At 66.8% G+C, this 20,939-nt stretch carries 19 protein-coding genes; 12 read left to right on the forward strand and 7 right to left on the reverse strand.

Translation table 11 applies throughout. The features are described 5' to 3' along the window. Positions 1-47: 47 nt before the first annotated feature. Positions 48-506: an Lrp/AsnC family transcriptional regulator gene (locus ACYU98_RS01475; RefSeq protein WP_460466402.1), complete on the reverse strand. Its 459-nt coding sequence runs from the start codon at positions 504-506 to the stop codon at positions 48-50. A gap of 107 nt (positions 507-613) precedes the next feature. Here ACYU98_RS01475 and hppD point away from each other — a divergent pair, with 107 nt between their 5' ends. Genes hppD through ACYU98_RS01495 form a run of 4 tightly spaced genes read left to right on the forward strand, consistent with a single transcriptional unit; the run spans position 614 to position 5,746 of the window. Further along, the gene (gene hppD / locus ACYU98_RS01480) at positions 614-1,819 is read left to right on the forward strand and encodes a 4-hydroxyphenylpyruvate dioxygenase (RefSeq protein ID WP_460466403.1); all 1,206 of its coding nucleotides are present in this window, start codon (positions 614-616) and stop codon (positions 1,817-1,819) included. Between the two features lie 39 nt (positions 1,820-1,858). Further along, positions 1,859-3,028 carry a cation:proton antiporter gene (locus ACYU98_RS01485; protein WP_460466404.1) on the forward strand — a complete coding sequence of 390 codons (1,170 nt, stop codon included), beginning with the start codon at positions 1,859-1,861 and terminating at the stop codon, positions 3,026-3,028. A gap of 10 nt (positions 3,029-3,038) precedes the next feature. Continuing rightward, entirely contained in the window at positions 3,039-4,343 is a 1,305-nt protein-coding gene (locus tag ACYU98_RS01490) for a M20/M25/M40 family metallo-hydrolase (protein WP_460466405.1), read from the forward strand. Next, on the forward strand, positions 4,340-5,746 hold the full coding sequence (locus ACYU98_RS01495; protein WP_460466406.1) for an MFS transporter: 1,407 nt from the start codon (positions 4,340-4,342) through the stop codon (positions 5,744-5,746). Before ACYU98_RS01490 ends, ACYU98_RS01495 begins: the two co-directional genes overlap by 4 nt. Here ACYU98_RS01495 and ACYU98_RS01500 read toward each other — a convergent pair. Further along, positions 5,708-6,571 carry a hypothetical protein gene (locus ACYU98_RS01500; protein ID WP_460466407.1) on the reverse strand — a complete coding sequence of 288 codons (864 nt, stop codon included), beginning with the start codon at positions 6,569-6,571 and terminating at the stop codon, positions 5,708-5,710. The two genes, ACYU98_RS01495 and ACYU98_RS01500, sit on opposite strands and share 39 nt — an antisense overlap. A gap of 55 nt (positions 6,572-6,626) precedes the next feature. On the opposite strand from ACYU98_RS01500, the gene ACYU98_RS01505 reads away from it, so the two are divergent. After that, a complete protein-coding gene (locus ACYU98_RS01505; RefSeq protein WP_460466408.1) occupies positions 6,627-7,472 on the forward strand; it encodes an RDD family protein in 846 nt (281 codons plus the stop codon). On the opposite strand, the gene fahA is transcribed toward ACYU98_RS01505, so the two are convergent. After that, positions 7,466-8,689 carry a fumarylacetoacetase gene (fahA, locus tag ACYU98_RS01510; protein WP_460466409.1) on the reverse strand — a complete coding sequence of 408 codons (1,224 nt, stop codon included), beginning with the start codon at positions 8,687-8,689 and terminating at the stop codon, positions 7,466-7,468. The genes ACYU98_RS01505 and fahA overlap by 7 nt on opposite strands. Positions 8,690-8,769: 80 nt before the next feature. On the opposite strand from fahA, the gene ACYU98_RS01515 reads away from it, so the two are divergent. The 3 genes from ACYU98_RS01515 to ACYU98_RS01525 all read left to right on the forward strand — a co-directional run bounded on the left by ACYU98_RS01515 (position 8,770) and on the right by ACYU98_RS01525 (position 12,580). Then, positions 8,770-10,005, forward strand: a complete 1,236-nt coding sequence (locus ACYU98_RS01515) for a homogentisate 1,2-dioxygenase domain-containing protein (protein ID WP_460466410.1) — start codon at positions 8,770-8,772, stop codon at positions 10,003-10,005. A gap of 109 nt (positions 10,006-10,114) precedes the next feature. Beyond that, positions 10,115-11,935, forward strand: a complete 1,821-nt coding sequence (locus tag ACYU98_RS01520) for a bifunctional metallophosphatase/5'-nucleotidase (protein WP_460466411.1) — start codon at positions 10,115-10,117, stop codon at positions 11,933-11,935. Between the two features lie 159 nt (positions 11,936-12,094). Further along, on the forward strand, positions 12,095-12,580 hold the full coding sequence (locus ACYU98_RS01525) for a DUF4282 domain-containing protein (protein WP_460466412.1): 486 nt from the start codon (positions 12,095-12,097) through the stop codon (positions 12,578-12,580). Positions 12,581-12,592: 12 nt separating this feature from the next. On the opposite strand, the gene ACYU98_RS01530 is transcribed toward ACYU98_RS01525, so the two are convergent. The 4 genes from ACYU98_RS01530 to ACYU98_RS01545 form a co-directional block, all read right to left on the reverse strand. Beyond that, positions 12,593-13,183, reverse strand: coding sequence for an isochorismatase family protein (locus ACYU98_RS01530; protein WP_460466413.1), 591 nt, complete (start codon positions 13,181-13,183; stop codon positions 12,593-12,595). 29 nt (positions 13,184-13,212) lie between these two features. After that, positions 13,213-14,148, reverse strand: a complete 936-nt coding sequence (locus ACYU98_RS01535) for a hypothetical protein (RefSeq protein WP_460466414.1) — start codon at positions 14,146-14,148, stop codon at positions 13,213-13,215. A gap of 98 nt (positions 14,149-14,246) precedes the next feature. Continuing rightward, complete coding sequence (locus tag ACYU98_RS01540; protein ID WP_460466415.1) at positions 14,247-15,776, reverse strand: alkaline phosphatase family protein; 1,530 nt, start codon at positions 15,774-15,776, stop codon at positions 14,247-14,249. A gap of 225 nt (positions 15,777-16,001) precedes the next feature. Further along, the gene (locus ACYU98_RS01545; RefSeq protein WP_460466416.1) at positions 16,002-17,306 is read right to left on the reverse strand and encodes a nicotinate phosphoribosyltransferase; all 1,305 of its coding nucleotides are present in this window, start codon (positions 17,304-17,306) and stop codon (positions 16,002-16,004) included. A gap of 23 nt (positions 17,307-17,329) precedes the next feature. Here ACYU98_RS01545 and clpS point away from each other — a divergent pair, with 23 nt between their 5' ends. From clpS to ACYU98_RS01565, 4 genes are all read left to right on the forward strand, one after another. Beyond that, positions 17,330-17,623, forward strand: coding sequence for an ATP-dependent Clp protease adapter ClpS (clpS, locus tag ACYU98_RS01550; protein ID WP_460466417.1), 294 nt, complete (start codon positions 17,330-17,332; stop codon positions 17,621-17,623). Continuing rightward, positions 17,623-18,216, forward strand: a complete 594-nt coding sequence (locus tag ACYU98_RS01555; protein WP_460466418.1) for a DUF2017 family protein — start codon at positions 17,623-17,625, stop codon at positions 18,214-18,216. Before clpS ends, ACYU98_RS01555 begins: the two co-directional genes overlap by 1 nt. 150 nt (positions 18,217-18,366) lie before the next feature. After that, entirely contained in the window at positions 18,367-19,890 is a 1,524-nt protein-coding gene (gene gltX / locus ACYU98_RS01560; RefSeq protein ID WP_460466419.1) for a glutamate--tRNA ligase, read from the forward strand. 39 nt (positions 19,891-19,929) lie between these two features. Then, positions 19,930-20,850, forward strand: coding sequence for an alpha/beta hydrolase (locus ACYU98_RS01565; protein ID WP_460466420.1), 921 nt, complete (start codon positions 19,930-19,932; stop codon positions 20,848-20,850). Positions 20,851-20,939 lie beyond the last annotated feature (89 nt).

The following is a 20,939-nucleotide window of genomic DNA, read 5'->3' on the forward strand; positions in this document are numbered from 1 at the left end:
TCAGCCAACGGGGGCTTCGCCGGCCGAGACAACGGGCGCTTCGACTGTCACGCGTTTTCCACCAGCGGGCCGGTGCGGTGGGGGAGGAGTTCGGCTAGGGCGATGACTGTCGAGCTACGAACGACGAGGTCGGTGGCCAGCACCCGATCCAGCACCCGCTGGAGGTCGGTGTTGTCGCGGCCGACGATGCGGACCAACACATCGCCCTCGCCGGTGATCGTGTGGGCCTCGAGCACCTGCGGGATCGTCGCGAGGTGTTCGACGATCTTGCCGCTGCCCTGTCGCTGACTGATGGCAAGGGTGCAGAACGCGGTGACTGGGAAACCGAGCGCGGCGGGGTCGATGTGTGGGGCCTCGGAGCGAATCACACCGCGCGTACGCAGCCGGTCCAGGCGCGCCTGCAGGGTGCCGCGAGCGACGTTGAGCCGGCGGGAGGCGCCGAGCACTCCGATGGTCGGTTCGTCGGAGAGCAGGCGAAGGATGGCACGATCCAGGTCGTCGATCATGAGCAAAATGTACTGCTTTGTGGTGCCAGACAGAGACATCATGCACACGATGCCCAGCAGGAGTGATCCCGGTTGATCATCGACGTGAGGCAGACCACAGTGGTGGAATGAGCGACACCATCGAACTCACCCCGCAGGAACGCGAAGCCGACCTGAACCTCGACCAGCTCAAGCAGTTGGTCGGTCTGGTCGACTACGACGAGCAGAAGGACCCGTTCCCGGTCACCGGCTGGGACGCGATCGTCTTCGTGTCGGGCAATGCCACCCAGTCGGCGCTTTACTACCAGAGCGTCTGGGGCATGGACCTCGTTGCCTACTCCGGCCCGGAGAACGGCAACCGTGACCACAAGTCGTTCGTGCTCCGCTCGGGATCCATCCGCTTCGTCATCAACGGTGCGGTCGACCCGGAGAGCCCGCTCGCCGATCACCACCGCACCCACGGTGACGGCGTCATCGATATCGCGCTCGAGGTGCCCGACGTCGACAAGTGCATCGCCCAGGCGCGTCGCGCCGGTGCCACCGTCGTACGGGAGCCGGAGGACGTCAGTGACGACCACGGCACTATCCGGATCGCGGCCATCGCGACCTACGGCGACACCATCCACACGCTCGTTGACCGCAGCCGGTACGACGGCCCATACCTGCCCGGCTACACCGCCGCGACCTCGACCATCGTCAAGCGTGAGGGTCAGCCAAAGCGCCTCTTCCAGGCGCTCGACCACATCGTCGGCAACGTCGAGCTCGGCCACATGGACGAGTGGGTCGCCTTCTACAACAAGGTGATGGGCTTCGTGAACATGGCCGAGTTCATCGGCGATGACATCGCCACGGACTACTCGGCGCTGATGAGCAAGGTGGTCGCGAACGGCAACCACCGGGTGAAGTTCCCGCTGAACGAGCCGGCGATCGCTAAGAAGAAGTCGCAGATCGACGAATACCTCGAGTTCTACCGCGGCGCCGGCGCTCAGCACCTCGCGGTGGCCACCAATGACATCCTGACCACGGTCGATGCGTTGCGCGCCAACGGAGTTGAGTTCCTGGACACCCCGGACTCCTACTACGAGGATGCCGAGTTGCGGGCGCGCATCGGGGAGGTACGTGTTCCGGTCGAAGAACTACAGAAGCGCGGCATCCTGGTCGACCGTGACGAGGACGGCTACCTGCTGCAGATCTTCACCAAGCCGCTCGGCGACCGTCCGACGGTGTTCTTCGAGCTGATCGAGCGCCACGGCTCCCTCGGCTTCGGCAAGGGCAACTTCAAGGCCCTGTTCGAGGCGATTGAGCGCGAACAGGACAAGCGCGGCAATCTCTGATCCGCGGCGAATGTCGTTGGCCGGTAGCAGAATCGGTCCATGACGTTCGCTGAGCTTGCGCTCATCTGCGCGGTCGGGCTGTTCGGTCCGCTACTTTCACTGCCGCGCCGGATCGGGCTGCCCGTCGTGGTCGGCGAGTTGCTGATCGGCGTCGCCGTCGGCCGTACGGGCGCTGCCTGGCTCAATCCAAGCGCGCCGACGTTCGCGTTCCTGGCGCAGATCGGCTTCGCGCTGGTCATGTTCGTGGCCGGCACCCACGTGCCCCTCCGTTCGGCCGCTCTGCGGTCCGGGTGGCGCGTGGGTGCCGCTCGCGCAGTCCTGGTGGCGGCGGTCGCCCTGCCGGTCGCGTGGTCGATCGCCCGCCTGTTCGACACCGGACACACCGCGCTCTACGCGGTGTTGCTCGCTTCGTCGTCGGCGAGCTTGGTCATGCCGGCGCTGGACGGGGTGCCGGCCGACGGTCCGGTGATGGCGCGCCTGCTGGCGCAACTCGCGATCGCCGACACCGCCTGCATCGTTGCTCTGCCGTTGGCGCTCGACCCGACTCACGCGGCGCGCGCTGCGCTGGGTGCTGTGGTGGTGTGGGCCGCCGCCGCACTGATGTACGCAGCCCTGCGGTGGGCCGCAGCGGAAGGCCGCATCGGCCGCGTACGCCGCCTGTCCCAGGCGCGCCGACTCGCCCTCGAACTACGCATCTCACTCACTGCCCTCTTTGGCCTTGCCGCGATCGCCGTCGCTTTCCACGTGTCGGTGATGCTCGCTGGATTCGCCGCTGGTCTGGTTGTCGCGGCGATGGGGGAGCCGCGCCGGTTGGCGACCCAGCTGTTCGCCCTGACCGAGGGCTTCTTCGGGCCAATTTTCTTCGTCTGGTTGGGCTCCTCGCTCGACCTGCGCGCCCTCGCGCGCCATCCGCAGGCGGTCGGCCTTGGGGTCGTGCTCGGCCTCGCCGCCCTCCTGGTCCACGCCCTTCCCGCGCTGCTGCGACAGCCCTGGCCAGCGGCCACCATGACGGCCGGCCAACTCGGAGTTCCGGTGGCAGCGGCCGCTCTTGGCTCCGCATCGGGGGTGCTGATCAGCGGCGAAGCGACCGCCCTACTGCTCGGCGCACTGATCACCGTGGCGGCCACGGCCCTGCTCGTTCCGCGGGTGCGGCGCCTTGCTGAGAACGGCTCAACCGAACCGCCGCCGACGCTCGCCGCGCGGCACTAGGGTCGCGACCATGGTGGAGGCTCTCGAGGCGCTGCGCGCCGTCATCACACGCCGTACGCTCGCCGGACCTGGCAAGGACGACGGGCAGTTCGATGCGTTGCACGACGATCTGCGCCGTTTTTTCCCGCGCCTATTCGCGACCTGTGAACAGGTGGCGTTGCCCGATCACGCGCTCTTGCTGCGCTGGCCCGGTCACGACCCGCAGCGCTCGGTCGTGTTGATGGCTCACCAGGACGTGGTTCCGATCAACCCTGATGACACCTGGACCCACCCGCCCTTCGATGCCGTGGTTGCTGACGGATTCCTCTGGGGCAGAGGCACGCTCGACTGCAAAGGGTCCCTGATCGCGATCTGCGCTGCGGTCGAGGAGTTGATCCTCGAGGAGTTCGTTCCGGCGGGCGACGTTTGGTTGTCGTTCGGTTCGGACGAGGAGGTCACCGGCCACACCGCTCCCGCCGCCGTCGAGGCGTTGGCTGCGCGTGGCGTGGACCCCCTGCTGGTGATCGATGAGGGTGGCGCCGTGGCCGCCGGCGCTTTCCCGACCGTGTCCGTGCCGTTGGCGCTGGTCGGCATCGCCGAGAAGGGCTACTCCGACGTCCAAATCACCGCGAATGCGCCCGGCGGACACGCGTCGATGCCGCCTCGCCGCAACGCTCCCGCAGTGTTGGCCAAGGCAATCATGGCCCTGCAGCGTCACCCTGCGCCCTCCTCCCTCGGCGATGCCACCGTCGCCATGCTCGAACAGGTTGCGCCGCATGCTGGCCAGCCGCTGCGCCAGGTCGTCGGCCGCGCGGGTTCGATCCGACCAGCGTTGGCGCGTACGTTCGCCCGGCTCGGCCCCGAGACCGCGGCAATGGTGCGCACGACCTACGCCGTCACCACGCTGACCGGCTCACCCGCTCGAAACGTCTTGGCTTCCACCGCGTCAGCGACGGTGAATCTGCGCATCGCCATCGGCGAAAGCGTCGACCAAGCGGTGGGACGACTGCGCCGTACGGTCGGGAAGGACGTCGAGGTGAGCGTGTTGACCCGCTCCGAACCCACCCCGACGGCCTCCACGACGGGCGAGGCCTTTGCCCTGATTCAACAAGCCTGCGCCCGAGAGCTGCCCGAAGCAGTCGTCGTCCCTTACGTCGTGATGGCCACCACCGACGCGCGCCACTTTCAACAACGATGGCGCGACGTTTACCGCTTCACGCCGTTCCGGATGTCACCCGAGCAGCGCGGCAGTCTGCACAACGTCGACGAGCGCCTTGAAATCGATTCATTCGCCACCGGCGTTCGCTGGTATCGCGCGCTGCTGGAGAAACTGTGACGGTCAACGCGAAACAAAGCATCGCGAGCATCGTCGGTTTTCTGGTCTGCGTCGAGATCGCCAGCGGGGCCCTCCAGGGCTATTACACACCGCTGTTCACCGACATTGCCCGCCATCTCGATATCCACGACGCCGATGTCAACTGGTTCGAGGCCGCCCAATTGGCGGTGTCTGCGATCTGCGTTCCGTTGCTCTCTCGGCTGGGTGATCTGCACGGTCACCGGCGCGTGCTGCTCGGCGCAACGGCCGTCACCGCGGTGGCTAGTTGGGGTGTCGCCCTCGCGCCGAACTTTGCCACCTTCCTGGTCGCGTGGGCGCTGGCCGGGTTCTATGTCGTGTGGCTGCCGCTGGAGATCGCCATCATCCACGGGCGTACGGCGGGAGACCCCAAGCGCACTCGTGCGGCGGCGGCCGCCCTGGTGATCGCCCTCGAACTGAGCGTCATCGTCTTCGCGGTGCTGGCCGGAATCCTGGTCGACGGCAATTCGATGACCGTGGTTCTCGCCGTGCCGGCCGCGATGGTCACCATCGCCTTCCCGGCGATCTGGTTCGGTGTGCCCTCGGTGGCGCCCACCGGCGCCGGTGGGCGGGTCGACCTGGTCGGCTTCGGCCAGCTCGCCGCCAGCATTGGTCTGCTGATGGCGGCGCTCATCTTGATCCGGCTCGACCAGTGGTGGTGGGCCATCGGCGCCGCCCTGCTGACCGTGCCGGCCGTCGCCGGGTTCGTACGAACAGAGCGCCGTCATGCCCAACCGCTGGTCGATCTGTCCATCCTTGGCGCCCCGCGGCAATGGCCGATTCAAGTGACTGCGGCGCTGCTCGGTGTATCGGTTCTTGGTGCACAGATTCCACTGTCGACCTTCGCGCGAACGGACCCCGCCGTGACCGGCTACGGGCTGGGCGTGAGCGCCGAACGGGTGTCGTTGATCGTCGGCCTCTACGTCATCACCCTCGCCCTTGGCGCGGGTCTTCTCGCGCCGATCTCCCGACTGGTTGCCCAGCAGGTGGCGCTGGCGGGTGGCGCCTGCTTGGTCGGTCTCGGCTACCTGCTGTTCCTGCCACTGCATGGCAGCCTCGCCAACGCGATGGTCAATATGGGCATCGCCGGTGTCGGCTCGGGGCTGCTGGTCGCTGCCCTCCCGGCTGCGGCAGCGCAACAAGCGCCTGCATCGCACACCGGGTTCGTGACCGGTATGACCAACATGACCAAGACGGTCGGTGGCGCCATCGCCAGCAGCGTCTTCGCGATTGCCCTGTCTGCGGGAGGTTCGATCGACACCGAGGCGGCCGCGAAACACGCGACCCTGACCGGCTATTTGGTGGTGTGGGCGATCTGCGGAATCAGCGCGCTGCTCGCCGCTGCGCTACTGATCGCCACCCACCGCCGGTTCCACGATGTCTGACAGCCCGGTCATGTGGTGGCGGCGTTCCCACTCACGGCCGAGGTAAGCGCCCCACAAGACGGTCGTGCTGAACGCCACCAGGATGGTGGCCAGGATGAACGCGGCGCCGACCAACCCGTAGTCGGCAACTTGCTCGGTGACCTGCGCCGGAGCCATCACCTGGGTGGCGACGATCAGGATGACCGTTCCCACCCCGATCAAGACCGCGCCCGGCAACAGTCGGCGCGCGGCTATTCGCCCACCGAGCAGGACGTGCTGGGTCCACCAGTAGTAGACGAACGCGGCCACCCCGGTTCCGGTTGCCTCAAGAAGGACCTCGGTGGTGGTCCCGATCTGCCAGGTGTGCGTCGCCTTGTTCACCCACAGGGCGAACCCGAACAACACCGTGGTGGCAACGGCCCACGCCAGGTGGCGCCAGGCCGCCGTCCAGTCGGCGTGGTGCAGATCCCAGATTCGCTCGAAGGTGCGTTGCATGGTGGCCGAGACGCCGGTCGCGAAGAAGAACGCAAGGACGAACCCGATGACGAACGACCCGACGGTCTCGTGGGCGCGGGTGCGGAACAACGCCATCAACTCGTTCTGGGCATCGCCCTGCAGCCCCATCGTGTCCGACAGGAGATGGCCCACGTCGCCGAAGCCCCAGGTGCGCGACAGTGCCGACATCGCCACCAAGAAGGGCGCCGCGCACAACACATGCTGCGCCGCCAAGGCCAGGGAGTGGGTGCCGAGTTCGAGGCGTACGGATCGGCCGTAGACCCGGCCGACAGGGGAGGTGGAAAGGCGTCGACCGCCCGCCTGCACCCGCGCCATGATCGTTTGCTGCACGCGCCCGAGTATGCCGGTCGCGACGACGGCTCAACGAGGTTGACAGAATGCGAGCATGAGCGAGCGCCCGTCCGGCTGGTACCCGGATCAGAACGACGACTCCCTGCTGCGTTATTGGGACGGAATCCTGTGGACCGACCGGACCATGCCGCGGATCAAGCCGGGGTTGGAGCACTCGACGATCGCGACGCCGCCTCAGGTTCAACAACACCCGCAGCAGCCGCAGCACGCCGCGGCCCAGCCGCCAAGCGGTGGCCCGCAGCCGTACGGCGGGCCTTACGCTCCCGCCCCGCAGAAGCAGATTCCGCAGACCCCCGACGGCCAAGAGCTGTCCGGGTGGTGGCGTCGTGGTTTCGCGCTGCTGATTGATGGCCTGCTCTGCACGCTCATCTCTTTTCCGCTCAGCTGGCCGTGGCTCGGGCCCTGGGTGCGCGACTATGCCGACTGGTTCCGCACCGCGATGGACGCTGCGCAGCACAACCAAGCGCAGCCGGCCATCCCGAGCTATCTCGCGCAGCAGTTCCCTTGGCAGTTCGCGCTGATCGCCGCGATCGTCTTCGTGGTCTACGAAACCTTGCTCACCGCATTTACCGGCCGAACGCTCGGCAAACTCTGCGCCGGTATCCGGGTGCGTCGCACCACCGAAGACCGCCCACCAAACCTCGGTTCCGCGCTCTACCGCACCCTGATCAAGAACCTGAACTCGCTCACCAGCGCCATTCCGCTCCTTGGCCTGGCCGGGCTGGTCTTCCAGATCATCGACTTCCGGCGTCCGCTTTCGGACCCCCACCGGCAGTCCTTCCACGACCGCTGGGCCACGACCTACGTGGTGCGCAGCGCGCCGAAGTCCGCGCCCAATTCAGCGCCGAATTCCCAGCAGCAACCGCCGCGGCGTCAGTAGCGCGCGGGGGAGATCCGTCCGCCGACGTCGCCCAGCCCGATCCGGCCACCGTTCGACCCGGGCGCGGTCGCGCGCAGCACCACCTGGTCGTTGTCCTGCAGGAAGGCGCGAGTCGAGCCGTCGGGTAGTTCGATCGGTTCAGTGCCGTTCCAGGTCAGTTCCAGCAGCGAGCCGCGCGAACCCGGTTCGGAGCCGCTGACCGTGCCCGAGGCGAACAGGTCGCCGGTGCGCAGACTTGCCCCGTTCACCGTGAGGTGGGCCAGCATCTGGGCGGGCGACCAATACAGCCCCGCGGCGGGCGGCCGGCTGATGACGACGCCGTTGAGTTCCACTTCCATGGCCAGGTCGAGCCCCCACAGGTCGCCCCGCAGATAGGGCAGGGGCTGCGGATTCTGTTGTGGCAGTGTGATCTTCGCCGGTTCGAGGGCTTCCAGCGGAGTGACCCATGCAGCCAATGACGACGCGAACGACTTGCCGAGGAACGGGCCAAGCGGGACGTACTCCCACGCCTGCAGATCGCGCGCCGACCAGTCGTTGAACAGGGCGACTCCGAACAGGTGGTCGCCCGCCTGCTCGATGCTCACCCGATCACCCATCGCGGTCGCGCCGCCGACCACGAAGCCCACCTCGGCCTCGATGTCGAGGCGAATGCTGGGGCCGTACGTCGGGGCCGCGTCGGCGGGATCCTTGCGCTGCCCGCACGGGCGTACGACGTCGGTCCCGTCGACCACGATCGTTCCGGACCGACCGTGATATCCGATCGGCAGGTGTTTCCAGTTCGGGGTGAGGGCATCGCCGTCGGGGCGGAAGACGCGCCCGACGTTGGTGGCGTGCTGTTCGCTGGCGTAGAAGTCGACATAGTCCGCGACCTGGATCGGCAGCAGCATCGTCAGCTCGGACAGCGAGTGCAGGAACGGCAGGGCCTCGGCCGTACGGTCGCGCAGGACCTCCTGCAGCCAGCGGCGCGCGGCGGTCCACGAGTCGTGGCCGGTGTCGATGAAGGCGTTCAGCGTGGGCTGGGCGAAGGCCTCGGCCCACTGCTCGCCACCGGTGGTTGCGGCCAGCCCCGCCAGATCGATGGCGTGGTCACCGATCCTGGCCACGACGTGGGGCGCGTGGCCGGGCTTGGCGGCAACGCCGTAGGGCAGGTTGTCGAGGCTGAAGAGGTCGGTCACCGGAAGAACGGCGAGACCCGCGACCCGCGGGGACGTTGACATGTGACCCACGCTACACAATGCTCGATGGACAATACATACACCAACGTCCGATCATCGGACATTCAAGGGGGCGGTCCGTCGTGGCCCACTACCGCGCGCAGGGCTACATCCCGCCCAAGCGCCACACCCAGCACCGCGCCGACGACGGCACCCTGCACTACGAGGAGCTGATGGGGGAGGAGGGGTTCTCCTCGGACTCCTCGCTGCTCTATCACCGCTCGATCCCATCGGCGATCAGCGATGCCCGCGATTGGGACCTGACCGAGGCCCTGCGGACCACGCCGAACCATCCGATGCTGCCGCGCCACCTGAAGTTGCACGACCTTTTCGAGCCCGGAGCGACCGGCGTCGACGTCGTGACCGGCCGCCGGTTGGTGCTCGGCAACGGCGATGTGCGGATCTCCTACGTCGTCGCGGACGCGCCGAGCCCCTGGTATCGCAACGGCATGGGCGACGAGTGTGTCTTCATCGAGCGCGGCGGGGCCCGCGTGGAGACCGTGTTCGGTGCCTTTGTCGTGGGCAGCGGCGACTACCTGATCATTCCGCGCGCCACCACGCATCGCTGGCTGCCGCTGGTCGCGGGCGACGACGGCTACATCGAGGCGCTGCGGGCCTACACGATCGAGGGCAACTCCCACATCGCGCCACCGAAGCGCTATCTATCGCGCTACGGCCAACTGTTGGAAAACGCGCCGTTCTGCGAGCGGGACCTGCGCGGGCCTGACGGACCCCTGCTGGCCGAAGACATCGGCGCGGACCCTGGCGAATCGACCGAGGTGCACATCAAGCATCGCGGGTCGAACGGGATCGTCGGCACGATCTACACCTATCCCTTCCACCCGCTGGACGTTGTCGGCTGGGATGGCTGCCTCTACCCCTACGCCTTCAATGTGGCCGACTTCGAACCGATCACCGGCCGGGTTCACCAACCGCCGCCGGTCCACCAGGTCTTCGAGGGTGCCAACTTCGTCGTCTGCAACTTCGTCCCGCGCAAGGTCGACTACCACCCGCTGTCGATCCCGGTTCCCTACTACCACTCGAATGTCGACAGTGACGAGGTCATGTTCTACGTCGACGGCGACTACGAAGCGCGCAAGGGGTCGGGCATCGGCAAGGGCTCGATCTCGCTGCACCCCGGCGGTCACGCGCACGGCCCGCAGCCCGGAGCGTACGAGCGGTCAATCGGGGCCGATTCATTCGACGAACTCGCGGTCATGGTCGACACCTTCCGTCCGTTGGAACTGGGCAGCGCGGGACTGTCCGTCGACGACGGGAAGTACGCCTGGAGCTGGGTGGGCGGCCGCCCGCAGGACTGATCGATGACCACTCGGTGAACAGTGCGCAATCGAGCGTGCGGAGGTCACCTCGGCGGCCGTTAAATCGGTAGCGTCGAGCCACCCCCGTTCCGATTCCCCTGGAGTTCCTATGTCACCCACCCCCGACACTTCCCGCCGACAGATGCTCGGACTGGCGTTCGTCGGCGGCACCGCGTTGTTCGCTGCCGGTGCCGGCTCCGCCGCCGCTTCACCCAGCAAGTCGGTGCGCTTGACCGTGCTCGGCACCACCGACCTGCACGGCAACGTCTTCAACTGGGACTACTTCCGGAATGTGGAGTACGACGACAAGGCTGGCAACGACATCGGTGTCGCCAAGGCCGCGACCTTGATCAAGGCGATGCGCGCCGAGCGCGGCGCCGACACCTGCATCACGCTCGACGCGGGCGACACGATTCAGGGCACCCCGCTGGCGTACTACTACGCCAAGGTCACCCCGATCAGCAAGACCGTCGAGCACCCGATGGCCACCGCGATGAACGCGATCGGCTACGACGCGGCGGCCCTCGGCAACCACGAGTTCAACTACGGCATGGACCTGCTGCGCACCTTCCAGTCGCAGCTGAACCACCCGCTCCTGGGCGCCAACGCGCTCGACTGGAACACCCACCAGGCCGTCTTCCCGTCGTACGTCATCAAGACCATCAAGCCCAAGGGTGAGAAGCCGATCAAGGTCGGCATCGTCGGTCTGGTGACTCCGGGCGTCGCGATCTGGGACAAGGCGAACGTCGAAGGCAAGGTCACCTTCAACGGCATTGTCGAGCAGGCGCAGATGGTGATTCCGCAGGTCAAGGCCGCCGGAGCCGACGTCGTGATCGTGTCGTGCCACTCCGGCGCGACTCCGTCTTCCTCGTACGGTGATGCCTTGCCGTGGCCGGAGAACGCCAGCAGCCAGTTGGCCGAGCAGGTTGCCGACATCGACGCGATCCTGGTGGGCCACGCCCACCTGGAGATCCCGCAGCGCTACGTCACCAACCTCAAGAGCGGCAAGCAGGTGTTGCTCTCGGAGCCTTACTACTGGGGCATGCGGGTCACTGTGATGGACCTCAACCTGGTCAAGGTGCGCGGTCAGTGGACCGTCGAATCATCGACCTCGACGCTGCTGAACGCGAACACGGCACCGGAAGACTCCGAGGTCGCTGCACTGGTTCGACCGGCACACGAAAAGGTGCTCGCTTACGTCAACTCGGTGATCGGCAACAGCACCGCCGCGATGACCGGCACCACCGCCTGCTGGGAGGACTCGGCTGCCGTCGACCTGATCAACCTCGTCCAGGCGCAGGCGGTCAAGGCCGGTTTGGTCGGCACCGCCGACGAGAAGACCCCGGTGTTGTCGATTGCGGCGCCGTTCAGCCGTACGGCGAATATCCCGGCCGGTGCGGTGACGGTGCGCGACGTTGCTGGTCTCTACATCTACGACAACACCCTGCTGGGCATCAAGTTCACCGGCGCGCAGGTCAAGGCCTACCTGGAGACCTCGGCCGGCTACTTCAAGCAGGTCAGCAGCGCCGGCCCGTTGCCGTCGGACCAGGTGACCAACGCCGTCACCCCGACCGCGCCGAACGGCACACCGGACTACAACTACGACGTCATGGGTGGCCTCGACCAAGCGCTCACCTACGACATCGACCTGTCGGTGCCGAGCGGAGCGCGAATCAAGAACCTTTCCTACGGCGGCAAGCTGGTCGCCGACTCGGACAGCTTCGTGATCGCGATCAACAACTATCGCCAGTCCGGTGGTGGCGGCTTCCCGGGCGTGACCACCGCGCCAGTGGTTTACAACCGGCAGAACGAAATTCGCCAGTTGATCATCGACTGGGTCACCGCCAACAAGACCATCGACCCGTCGACCTTCCACACGATCGACTGGAAGCTGACCTACGGCACAACCCCGCTGACCGTCACGGCGTGAGCAACACCGCCTGAGCCGTTGGGCAGAGGGCGCTGATGAGACCCGCGGACCACACACGATGGTCCGCGGGTCTCATCAGTTTGGCCGTATCCGTTCGCGAAGAAGCTGGAATCCCTATGATCTGGCGCTGTTGAGTCGAGACAATCGAAGGGGAGCAAAGTGAGCGACAATTCGGGCCACCAGGCATGGGGCAACGGACCGGATGGGCGGCCGCAAGGCCAGCAGCAGTCAGAGTGGCAGGGCGGATATCAGCAGTCAGGGTCGCAGGGCGGATATCAGCAGCCAGGGTCGAAGGGCGGCTATCAGCAGCCAAGTTGGCAGAGCGGGCCGATGCAGACCCAGCCCGTCGTTCAGAACACCGATGCCGCGGGCTTCTTCAAGGCGCTGTTCGACTTCTCGTTCTCACACTTCGTCACACCGAAGGTGGTCAAGTTCGTCTACGTGGTGGCGCTGGTGGCCATTGTTCTGTCCTGGCTGGTCGCCCTGCTCGCGGCAGCCAAAGCCGGTGGCCCGCTCTTCATCCTGTTCGTCCTGATCGTCGGCCCGCTCGTCGCGCTGCTCTACCTGACCTTCATCCGGATGACGCTCGAGTTCTACCTCGCCACGGTGCGGATGAGCGAAGACATCCACAAACGCCTGCGCTGACTCAAGACTGAATCAGGACCGTACGACCGGAACTCCGGTCAGTCCGACCCCGGCCGCGCGCAGTTCGCTGAGCGCGGCCGTGGTCGTTGCGGCTGAGACGCCGGCGGTCAGTTCGAGCAGCACGCTGGTGGTGAAGCCCTCCCGGTGGGCGTCGAGCGCTGTTGCCTTCACACAGAAGTCGGTGGCGATGCCGACGACGTCAACCGAGGTGATGGAGCGCTCGCGCAGCCAGCCGGCGAGTTCCTCCCCGTTGCCGCTGTGTCCTTCGAATCCGCTGTAGGCAGCGGCATGTTCCCCCTTGCGGAAGATCGCATCGACGGACTGGATGGCTGGGGCGATCTCAGGCCGGAAGTCAGCTCCCGCGGTGCCGACCTTGCAGTGCACCGGCCAACTATCGACGAAGTCCGGTTCGGCATCGGTTGCCCAGTGGCTGCCCGGATCGATATGCCAGTCGGCGGTGGCCACGACGGCCGCATAGTCGGCGCCTTGAATGCGCACGTAGTCGGCGATCTGCGCGGCGACCTGCGTTCCGCCGGCCACTGCCAGCGAGCCGCCCTCGCAGAAGTCGTTCTGGACGTCGACGATGATCAGCGCGCGGGTCATGCCTTGAGGCTAGCCAAGTCGGTGGCCGCTCAAAACAGGCCGAGTTGGGTAGGCACCGGAGCCGACCGCACGTCGGCCGGCCGAAGTCGATGCCCAGCCAGCGCGCCGAGGTCGGCCAGGAACGGAGTGTCGTCATCGTTGACGTTCACCACAGCGGTCGCTCCGGCCATCGCGCGGACGGTCAGGCAGTGATCGCCCTCGACCAACGAATGTGGATAGGCGCTGACCGGGTGTCGAGTCAGTGACTCCAGCAGATTCTGTTGGGCGGCAGGCGGATTCCAGCTCTCCCGGATCAGGTCGGCGTCCGGCTCGGTCGCCAGCGCATCGAGGGCCTCGCTCACTGTCCATTCGTGGTGCTTGGTGACTTCCGCCTGCGGAACATCGGCCAGCAGGGCGGCCACCTTGGAGCTGCGGTGCTTGAACTGGGTGAGTCCGAGGCGCTCACTGACCAGATCTTCGAGCAGTCGGGCCTGTCGACCATCGCGTGCATCCACCACGTAGGTCGCGACCAGCGGACCCTGCTCGTCCAAACGCCCCACCTTCCGGTGATGTACGGCGGTGCCGACCTTGCTCACCCCGTCGGCGAAGGTGGCGATGTAGACCAGATGTGGCGCCTCCAGATAGGAGGCGAGCGCGGGAGGAACGTAGCCGCCTCGGTGAGCGTGATGAGCAAAGCGGAACTGGTCGTCGGCGGCACACTCGGCGCACTGCCGACCACGGGTCGCTGGCCGGCCACGCGGACATCCGCGGTGAGTCAACGCACCGTTTTCATCGGCCACGCTCGCACCGGTGCATTCGCGCTGCGGACCCGCCTCGAATGCCAACCGGCGATCGATCAGATCGAGCGGGGCCCGACCCTCGAAACGAAGAACGGGAGAGCGGTCGACCCATGCTGGGCCGAGACACAGATCGCCGGGCACGCTGAGTTCGGACACGCTGAGTTCGGGCATGCTGAGTTCGGACACCGCCCGATTGTGCCTTGTGCTCCGAAGTCCTGGCGCTCACGCCGGTTGTCCGCCACTTCGGTGGCGTGTCCGCAGCGAAGTGGCGGACAACCGGAGGATCAGCGGGTGCCGGGCAGGGTGCGAGTGCCTTCGATGCGTACGGCCTGCAATGCGCGCGGGGAGAATCCGAGCAGACGCAACGTCGTTGGTGCGATCTGCGTGGTCAGGACCTGCTGCCCGAACGTGTGTTGCCGTCCGGAACCGTCGGCGCGGGCCACCACGAGCGGGACGTGGCGGTCCTGCGCGTTCATGCCGCCGTGTTCAGCGATCTTCGTGGTTCCGCCGGTGTAGACGACGCCAACCTGCGAGATGCCGACCAGGTCGGGGTGGCGCGGCTCAGCGGCCGAGACCTTGAAGAACTTCTCGCCGGAAACCACGGAGTTCAGCCCGGAGTGCTGCAGGGTGCGAGCGGTCTTGGTGATCGTGTTGCCGGTGGCGGCGTGGTTCATCAACCAACCGCTGGCGAAGGTGCGGGCGGCGGCGGAACGATCGGAGAGCCAGATGAGCATCCCGTCGTCGTCGGAGCTGAAGGTGATCAGCTTCGTGTTCGCCGGGTGAGTCTTGGCCCACGCCGCGTTCACCGCATCGATGATCGCGCCATCGTCGATCCGGGTGAGCTGAGCCGGGTCGGTCGGGCTCTGACCGTGCTTGGCCGACAGGATGATCGTGGTGGATGAAGCCATGCCGGACTTGCGCAACGCCGATTCCATCGCGCCGATGCGGCTGTTGACGAAGTCCAGCGCGTTGCTCAGCAGCGGTCCAGGAACGTTCGGTGCGCTGTAACCACCGGTCATTCCATTGGACGTGGGCAGCTTCTGCGCGGTCGAAACCGACTGGAAGTTCATGCCGAACAGTGCCGGGACTCCCAGGTGATGCTTGCCCGAGTGGTCGAGGCCGTTGATCTCGTTGATGACCGCCTGCGCCTTGTAACCGTCGTACTGCTGCGTGTTGGCGTTGTTGGTGGTCCAGTCGCCGCCGCCGGGCGCATCCGAGTTGATCTCGGGGGTGAAGAAGTCGTCGACTCCGTTGCCAGAAGGACCGTTGAGCAGGTCGTACGCCGCGTGCTTGTCGCTCCACGCCGTACGAAGCCCTGCCGCGTGCAGGACGTCGAACGTCGTGTTCGTCTTGAGGTAGCTGTGCGGATAGACCGGCTTGCAGGTCACCGGGTCGACGGGCAGTTTCGCCGGGTCGATCACCTGGCGCGGGTTGCCCGTCATCGACAGGATCGACCCCGGCAGCCCGGTCAGGCCCTGGCCCGCGTCGATCCGAGTGGGGTCCTTGTCGAGCGTTTCGTCGTAGGCCACGGCAGTGCCTGGCTGCACACCCGCACAGTGGGTGGTTCCCGGCGCGAGCAACGCGCGGTTGTAGGAGACGTCGTAGTAGACGCCGGTGGTTGCGGGGCCGCCGCCGGTCACCTGCGCGGCCATACCGGGGAAGGAGTCGCTGGGCGCGGTGGTGAGTGCCTCGGTGTAGGACGTGCCGCTGTGGACCAGGGAGGCCAAGGCAGATCCGGGGTGGTTGCGCACGTAAGAGTCGAGGTCGCTCTGGTGAAGCCCGTCGACGGACAGCAGCAGTACGTGCTGGGTCACCGCCCGACGGTGCGAGGGTGACGCCAGGGCTGGCGCTGCCGCCGTTCCCAACGTTGCGGACGCGGCGATCAGCGCCGCGAGACGACGGCTGGTTTGAGACATGTGGAGCTCCTGTGCAGGTGGGGTGTGGTGACTCCACCGAACCGAGGGGCACTGAACGTCTTCTTCGGCGTTGCTGGGAAGGGGCTCCTCATTGGGCGACGCCCGGGTGAACCTTGGGTGTCCTCAGCCCGCGAAGACGGTCGGGATCGCTGCCTCGCCGCGCGACATCTGCAGTGCTTTGGCCGGCAATTCCGCTCGCGACGCAGCGTGGCGAGCGCGCGCGTCCTCGAGCGTGGAAGCGTCGATGCGTTTGCCGTCCGCCATCAGCTCGACCATCAACGGGCGGTCGTCGCCGTCATCCTTCGGAGCTGAGCCGATTCCGACGATCTCCGCCTCGGCGACTCCGGTCGGACCAAGCCGGCGGAGGGCGTACTTGCGGCCGGCGACCGACGCCTTGTCTTTGCTCTTCTTCGCGACGCCGATCATCTCGCCGCTGTCATTGGCGCGCTGCACCAACTTGTAGACCATGCCTGCGGTCGGCGCTCCCGATCCGGTCACCAGGCTGGTGCCGACGCCGTAGACGTCGACCGGTGCGGCCTGAAGGGTGGAGATCGCGAACTCATCGAGGTCGGAGGTCACCACGATCTTGGTATTCGTCGCGCCGAGGGAGTCCAGCTGGGCGCGCACCTCGCGCGCTTGGATCAGCAGGTCGCCGGAGTCCAGGCGCACCGCCCCCAGTTCGGGGCCGGCCACCTCGACCGCGAGGTTGACCGCGTTCGTCACGTCGTAGGTGTCGACCAGCAGCGTGGTGCCGCGTCCGAGGGTGTCGACTTGCGCCTGGAATGCGGCCCGCTCGTCGTCGTGGACCAAGGTGAAGGCGTGGGCAGCGGTTCCGCCGGTCGGAACGCCGAACGACCGTCCGGCTTCCAGGTTGGAGGTGGTCCCAAAACCAGCGAGGTACGCGGCCCGCGCGGCCGCAGCGGCGGCCCATTCGTGCGTACGGCGTGAGCCCATCTCGATGCAGGGGCGCCCGTCGGCGGCTGCGGTCATCCGCGAGGCTGCGGCGGCAATGGCGCTGTCGTGGTTGAGGATTGACAGGATCAGTGTCTCGAGAACGACGCCTTCGGCGAAGCTTGCCTCGACCTCCAGCAGCGGTGAGTTCGGGAAGTAGGTTTCACCCTCGGCGTAGCCGGTGATCCGTCCGCTGAAGCGGTAGTCGGCCAGCCACTGCAGGGTCTGCTCGTCGACCACCTTCGCGCTGCGCAGGTGGTCGATCTCGGCCGGCCCGAACCGGAACTCCTCGATGGCGTCGAGCAGCCGTGCGACGCCGGCGAACACGCCGTAACGGCGCCCGTCCGGCAGCCGCCGGGCGAATACCTCGAAGACGCTGCGGCGCTGGGCGGCGCCACTTCGCAGGGCGGCCTCGACCATGGTGAGCTCGTAGTGGTCGGTCAGCAGGGCGGTCGACGTGGTCTGTTCGGCAGTCACGGCGCTCAGCCTAAGGTGGAGCCGTGTCCACTGCGTCCCCCGATGTCCATGAGATCGAGCAGCTCGATTCAGCGCTCGATCTCGACAAGGGCTGGGTCACGATCGTCTGGAACGACCCGGTCAATCTCATGTCGTACGTTTCGTGGGTGTTCCGCACCTACTTCGGCTACGACCAGGCCAAAGCCGATGCCCTGATGCTCGATGTCCACCAGAAGGGCAAGGCCGTGGTGTCCCACGGTAGCCGCGAACGGATGGAAACCGACACCGTTGCGATGCATGGTTATTCGCTGTGGGCGACGTTCGCGAAGGACGACTGATGGCAGTCGCATTCCGTCGCACGGGCGACGATGAACTGACCGGAGGCCTTGACCTCAACGAGCGCACCATCGTGGCCGAGTTGCTGAGCCAGACCAAGACCATGATCGAACCGCGCGAGCGGCCAGACACCGGCGATGAGTTCATGAACTTGGTCGCCGGTCTCGACGACACCTATGACGCCCAAGAGGTGGCCGAACGCGACCCGGTCGTGCGCCGGATTCTGCCCGACGGGCACCGCGACGACCCCGAGGCCGCGGCGGAGTTCCGGGCCGCCACCGAACACGGACTGCGAGAGCAGAAATCCGCCCGCCTGCAGGTCGCGCTGGAAGTTCTGCTCCACGCAGCCCCGACAGACGACGATGTACGCCTGACCAACGCCCAAGCGGTCGACCTGATGATGGCACTCGCCGACACCCGCCTCGCGCTGGGTGAGCGACTGGAACTGCGCACCGACGAGGACAGCGACCGACTGCACGAGGAGCTGCAAGCGATGGACCCCGACGGGCCGGTCGACCAGCGCCTCGCGATCGGGCTCTACTACGACTTCCTCACCTGGCTGCAGGAATCTCTCGCGATCGCGTTGATGGAATAGGAGCAAGAGCGGTACACCGCGATTCCGGGATTCGTCTACGGCGGGCTGATCGCCTCGCTCATCGACTGCCACGGCACCGTGATCGCGGTCCTGGCCCCCGATTCGATGTTCCCGAAGGCGGTTTCGGCGACTGCGTAGGATTGGGCCACCATGACCAAGCCTTCTCACACCGGTCCCGTCCGTCTCCGCGTTGCGCCGTCGCCCACCGGCGACCCCCACGTCGGCACCGCCTACATGGCGATGTTCGATCTCGCGTTCGTCCGCCAGCAGGGCGGCCAGTTCGTCTTGCGGGTCGAGGACACCGACCGCGCCCGCTTCCGCGAGGACTCCGAGCAGCAGCTTTACGACACGCTGAGCTGGCTCGGTCTGCACTGGGACGAGGGTCCGGACAAGGGCGGCCCCTACGCCCCCTACCGCCAGTCGGAGCGGTTGGACACCTACCGCCCGTACACCGAGCAGTTGCTCGCCGACGGCCACGCCTATCTCTGCTGGTGTTCCAGTGAGCGCCTCACCCAGATGCGCGAGCGGCAGCAGAAGCTGAAGCAGCCGACCGGCTATGACCGGCTTTGTTATGGCAAGACCAAGGAAGAGCGCGCCGAACTGCCCGGGTTCAACGAGACCCCGGTCGTACGCATGCTGGTGCCTGACGATGTCGAGCTTGCGTTCGACGACCTCATCCTGGGGCGCACCAACGCCCCGCGGCCCGACGACCAGGTCATCCAGAAGGCCGACGGCTTCCCGACCTATCACCTCGCCGTGGTGGTCGACGATCACCTGATGAAGATCACCCACGTGGTGCGCGGTCAGGAATGGATCTCCAGCACCCCCAAGCACCTGCTGCTCTACAAGTGGCTCGGCTGGGAGGCGCCGGCGTTCGCCCACATGCCGCTGCTGCGGGATGAGAAGAAGGCCAAGATCTCCAAGCGTAAGAACCCGTGGGCGCGGCTCACCTGGTTCCAGGAACAGGGCTACCTGCCGGAAGCGTTGGTGAACTTCCTTGCGCTGCAGGGTTATCCGCCGATTCTGGAAGAAGACGGCAGCGAACGGGAGATCTTCACGTTCGATGAGTTCGCGCAGCGGTTCCAGTGGGATCGGATCAACCCGGCCGGGTCGATGTTCAACCTCGACAAGCTCGGCTGGCTCAACGGTCACTACATCCGCGAGCTCGAGGTCGGCGACTTCGCGAGCCGGCTGCTGCCGTTCCTGCATGCCGACGGGGTGCTCGATGCTCACCCGTCGCTGCCGGAGTTGGGGCGCTTGAAGGCGGTCGCCGAACTGGTCCAGACCCGCATTGTGAAGCTCGATGAAGCAACCCCGCTGGTCCGCCCGTTCTATGTGGCCGACGACGCGCTGGAGATCTCTGACGAGGCGCGCAAGGACCTCAAGGACAACGCCAAGGACGTGCTCGCGGCCGCGATCACGGCGCTCGAGCCGATCAGTGGCTCTCTCGGCACCCCGCTCGGCGACGGTGTGGAGTGGACCGCGCAGCGGATCGAGGCGGCGCTGCGCGAAGGCATCGTGGAGGGTCTTGGGGTGAAGCCCCGGCTGGCGTTCGGCCCGCTTCGTACGGCGGTCTCAGGGCAGAAGGTCTCGCCGCCCCTGTTCGAGTCGATGGAGATCCTCGGGAAGGCCTCGACGCTGGCCCGGCTCAAGCGTCTGCAGGGCGAGCTCTGAGGGTTCCCCGCCAGGTGTTGCGCGGGTAGCGTCGCACGGGTGAAGACCTACCAGGTTCCGGTGCAGGGCGGCGATCTCGTCGTCCACGATCTGTCCGCTCCCGAGGTCGACGCGACGGCGCCGACCGTGGTGCTGGTCCACGGCATCACGGCGAATGCGCTGACGTGGTCTGCGGTGGCCGAGCAGTTGCGGTCGCGCCTGGGGGAGAAGGTGCGGCTCATCGCGCCCGATCTGCGGGGGCGAGCCGGCAGCCGGGAGGTCACCGACCCGGCTGGGCTGCGGGCCCACGCCGATGACGTGAGCGCGGTGGCCTCGGCATTTGCCTACGGCGGGCCGCCGCTGCTGGTCGGCCACTCGATGGGCGCATTCGTGGCGGCGCTCGCCGGAGCCCTCCACCCGGACCGGTTCCGGGCGGTGGTGCTGGTCGACGGTGGCATTTACCTGCCGCTGCCCGACGGGCTAACTCCCGACCAGGCCATCGATGCGGTCGTCGGACCGGCGATGGCGCGCCTGTCGATGACGTTCGCCGACGAGGCGGCCTACCTGGACTTCTGGGCCGATCATCCGGCGGTCGGCCCGCTGCTCGCCGGCGACCACGCCGCGGCGGTCCGTGACTACCTGCTCTACGACCTGATCCCCGCTCCCGGCGGCGGCCTGCGCTCGTCGTGCCAAGAAGCGGTCGTACGAGCCGACGGGCGCGACATCATGGTCGACTCCGCGATCGGCGAGTCTGTCTCGGTGTTGGCAGCACACGAGGTTCCGATGACGCTGGTGTGGGCGGCTCGAGACCTGATGGCCCGAACCCCGGGGTTGTACGGAAAAGCGCGGCTCGACGCCCTCGGATTGCCCGCCTCGCTGCGCCAGATTTCGGTCGATACCGACCATTACGCGATGGTGTTCGAGCCCGAACCGGTGCAGGTCATCGTCGACGCGATCGTCGCTCACCTGGCGATGAGTTGACCTCGACCCGCAACGGGGAGAGGCGATTTGGGCAGCGCGCCGACCTCGGGTAGAGTTTCGCCTCGGTTCACCCGCTCGAAGGCCCGCCG

It is taken from the genome of Calidifontibacter terrae (assembly GCF_054778835.1).

Bases quoted from the DNA above. Each gene is read 5' to 3' on its own strand.
- ACYU98_RS01475 (WP_460466402.1), bottom strand. From the start codon at position 506: ATGATCGACGACCTGGATCGTGCCATCCTTCGCCTGCTCTCCGACGAA.
- hppD (WP_460466403.1), top strand. From the start codon at position 614: ATGAGCGACACCATCGAACTCACCCCGCAGGAACGCGAAGCCGACCTG.
- ACYU98_RS01485 (WP_460466404.1), top strand. From the start codon at position 1,859: ATGACGTTCGCTGAGCTTGCGCTCATCTGCGCGGTCGGGCTGTTCGGT.
- ACYU98_RS01490 (WP_460466405.1), top strand. From the start codon at position 3,039: ATGGTGGAGGCTCTCGAGGCGCTGCGCGCCGTCATCACACGCCGTACG.
- ACYU98_RS01505 (WP_460466408.1), top strand. From the start codon at position 6,627: ATGAGCGAGCGCCCGTCCGGCTGGTACCCGGATCAGAACGACGACTCC.
- fahA (WP_460466409.1), bottom strand. From the start codon at position 8,689: ATGTCAACGTCCCCGCGGGTCGCGGGTCTCGCCGTTCTTCCGGTGACC.
- ACYU98_RS01520 (WP_460466411.1), top strand. From the start codon at position 10,115: ATGTCACCCACCCCCGACACTTCCCGCCGACAGATGCTCGGACTGGCG.
- ACYU98_RS01530 (WP_460466413.1), bottom strand. From the start codon at position 13,183: ATGACCCGCGCGCTGATCATCGTCGACGTCCAGAACGACTTCTGCGAG.
- ACYU98_RS01555 (WP_460466418.1), top strand. From the start codon at position 17,623: ATGGCAGTCGCATTCCGTCGCACGGGCGACGATGAACTGACCGGAGGC.
- gltX (WP_460466419.1), top strand. From the start codon at position 18,367: ATGACCAAGCCTTCTCACACCGGTCCCGTCCGTCTCCGCGTTGCGCCG.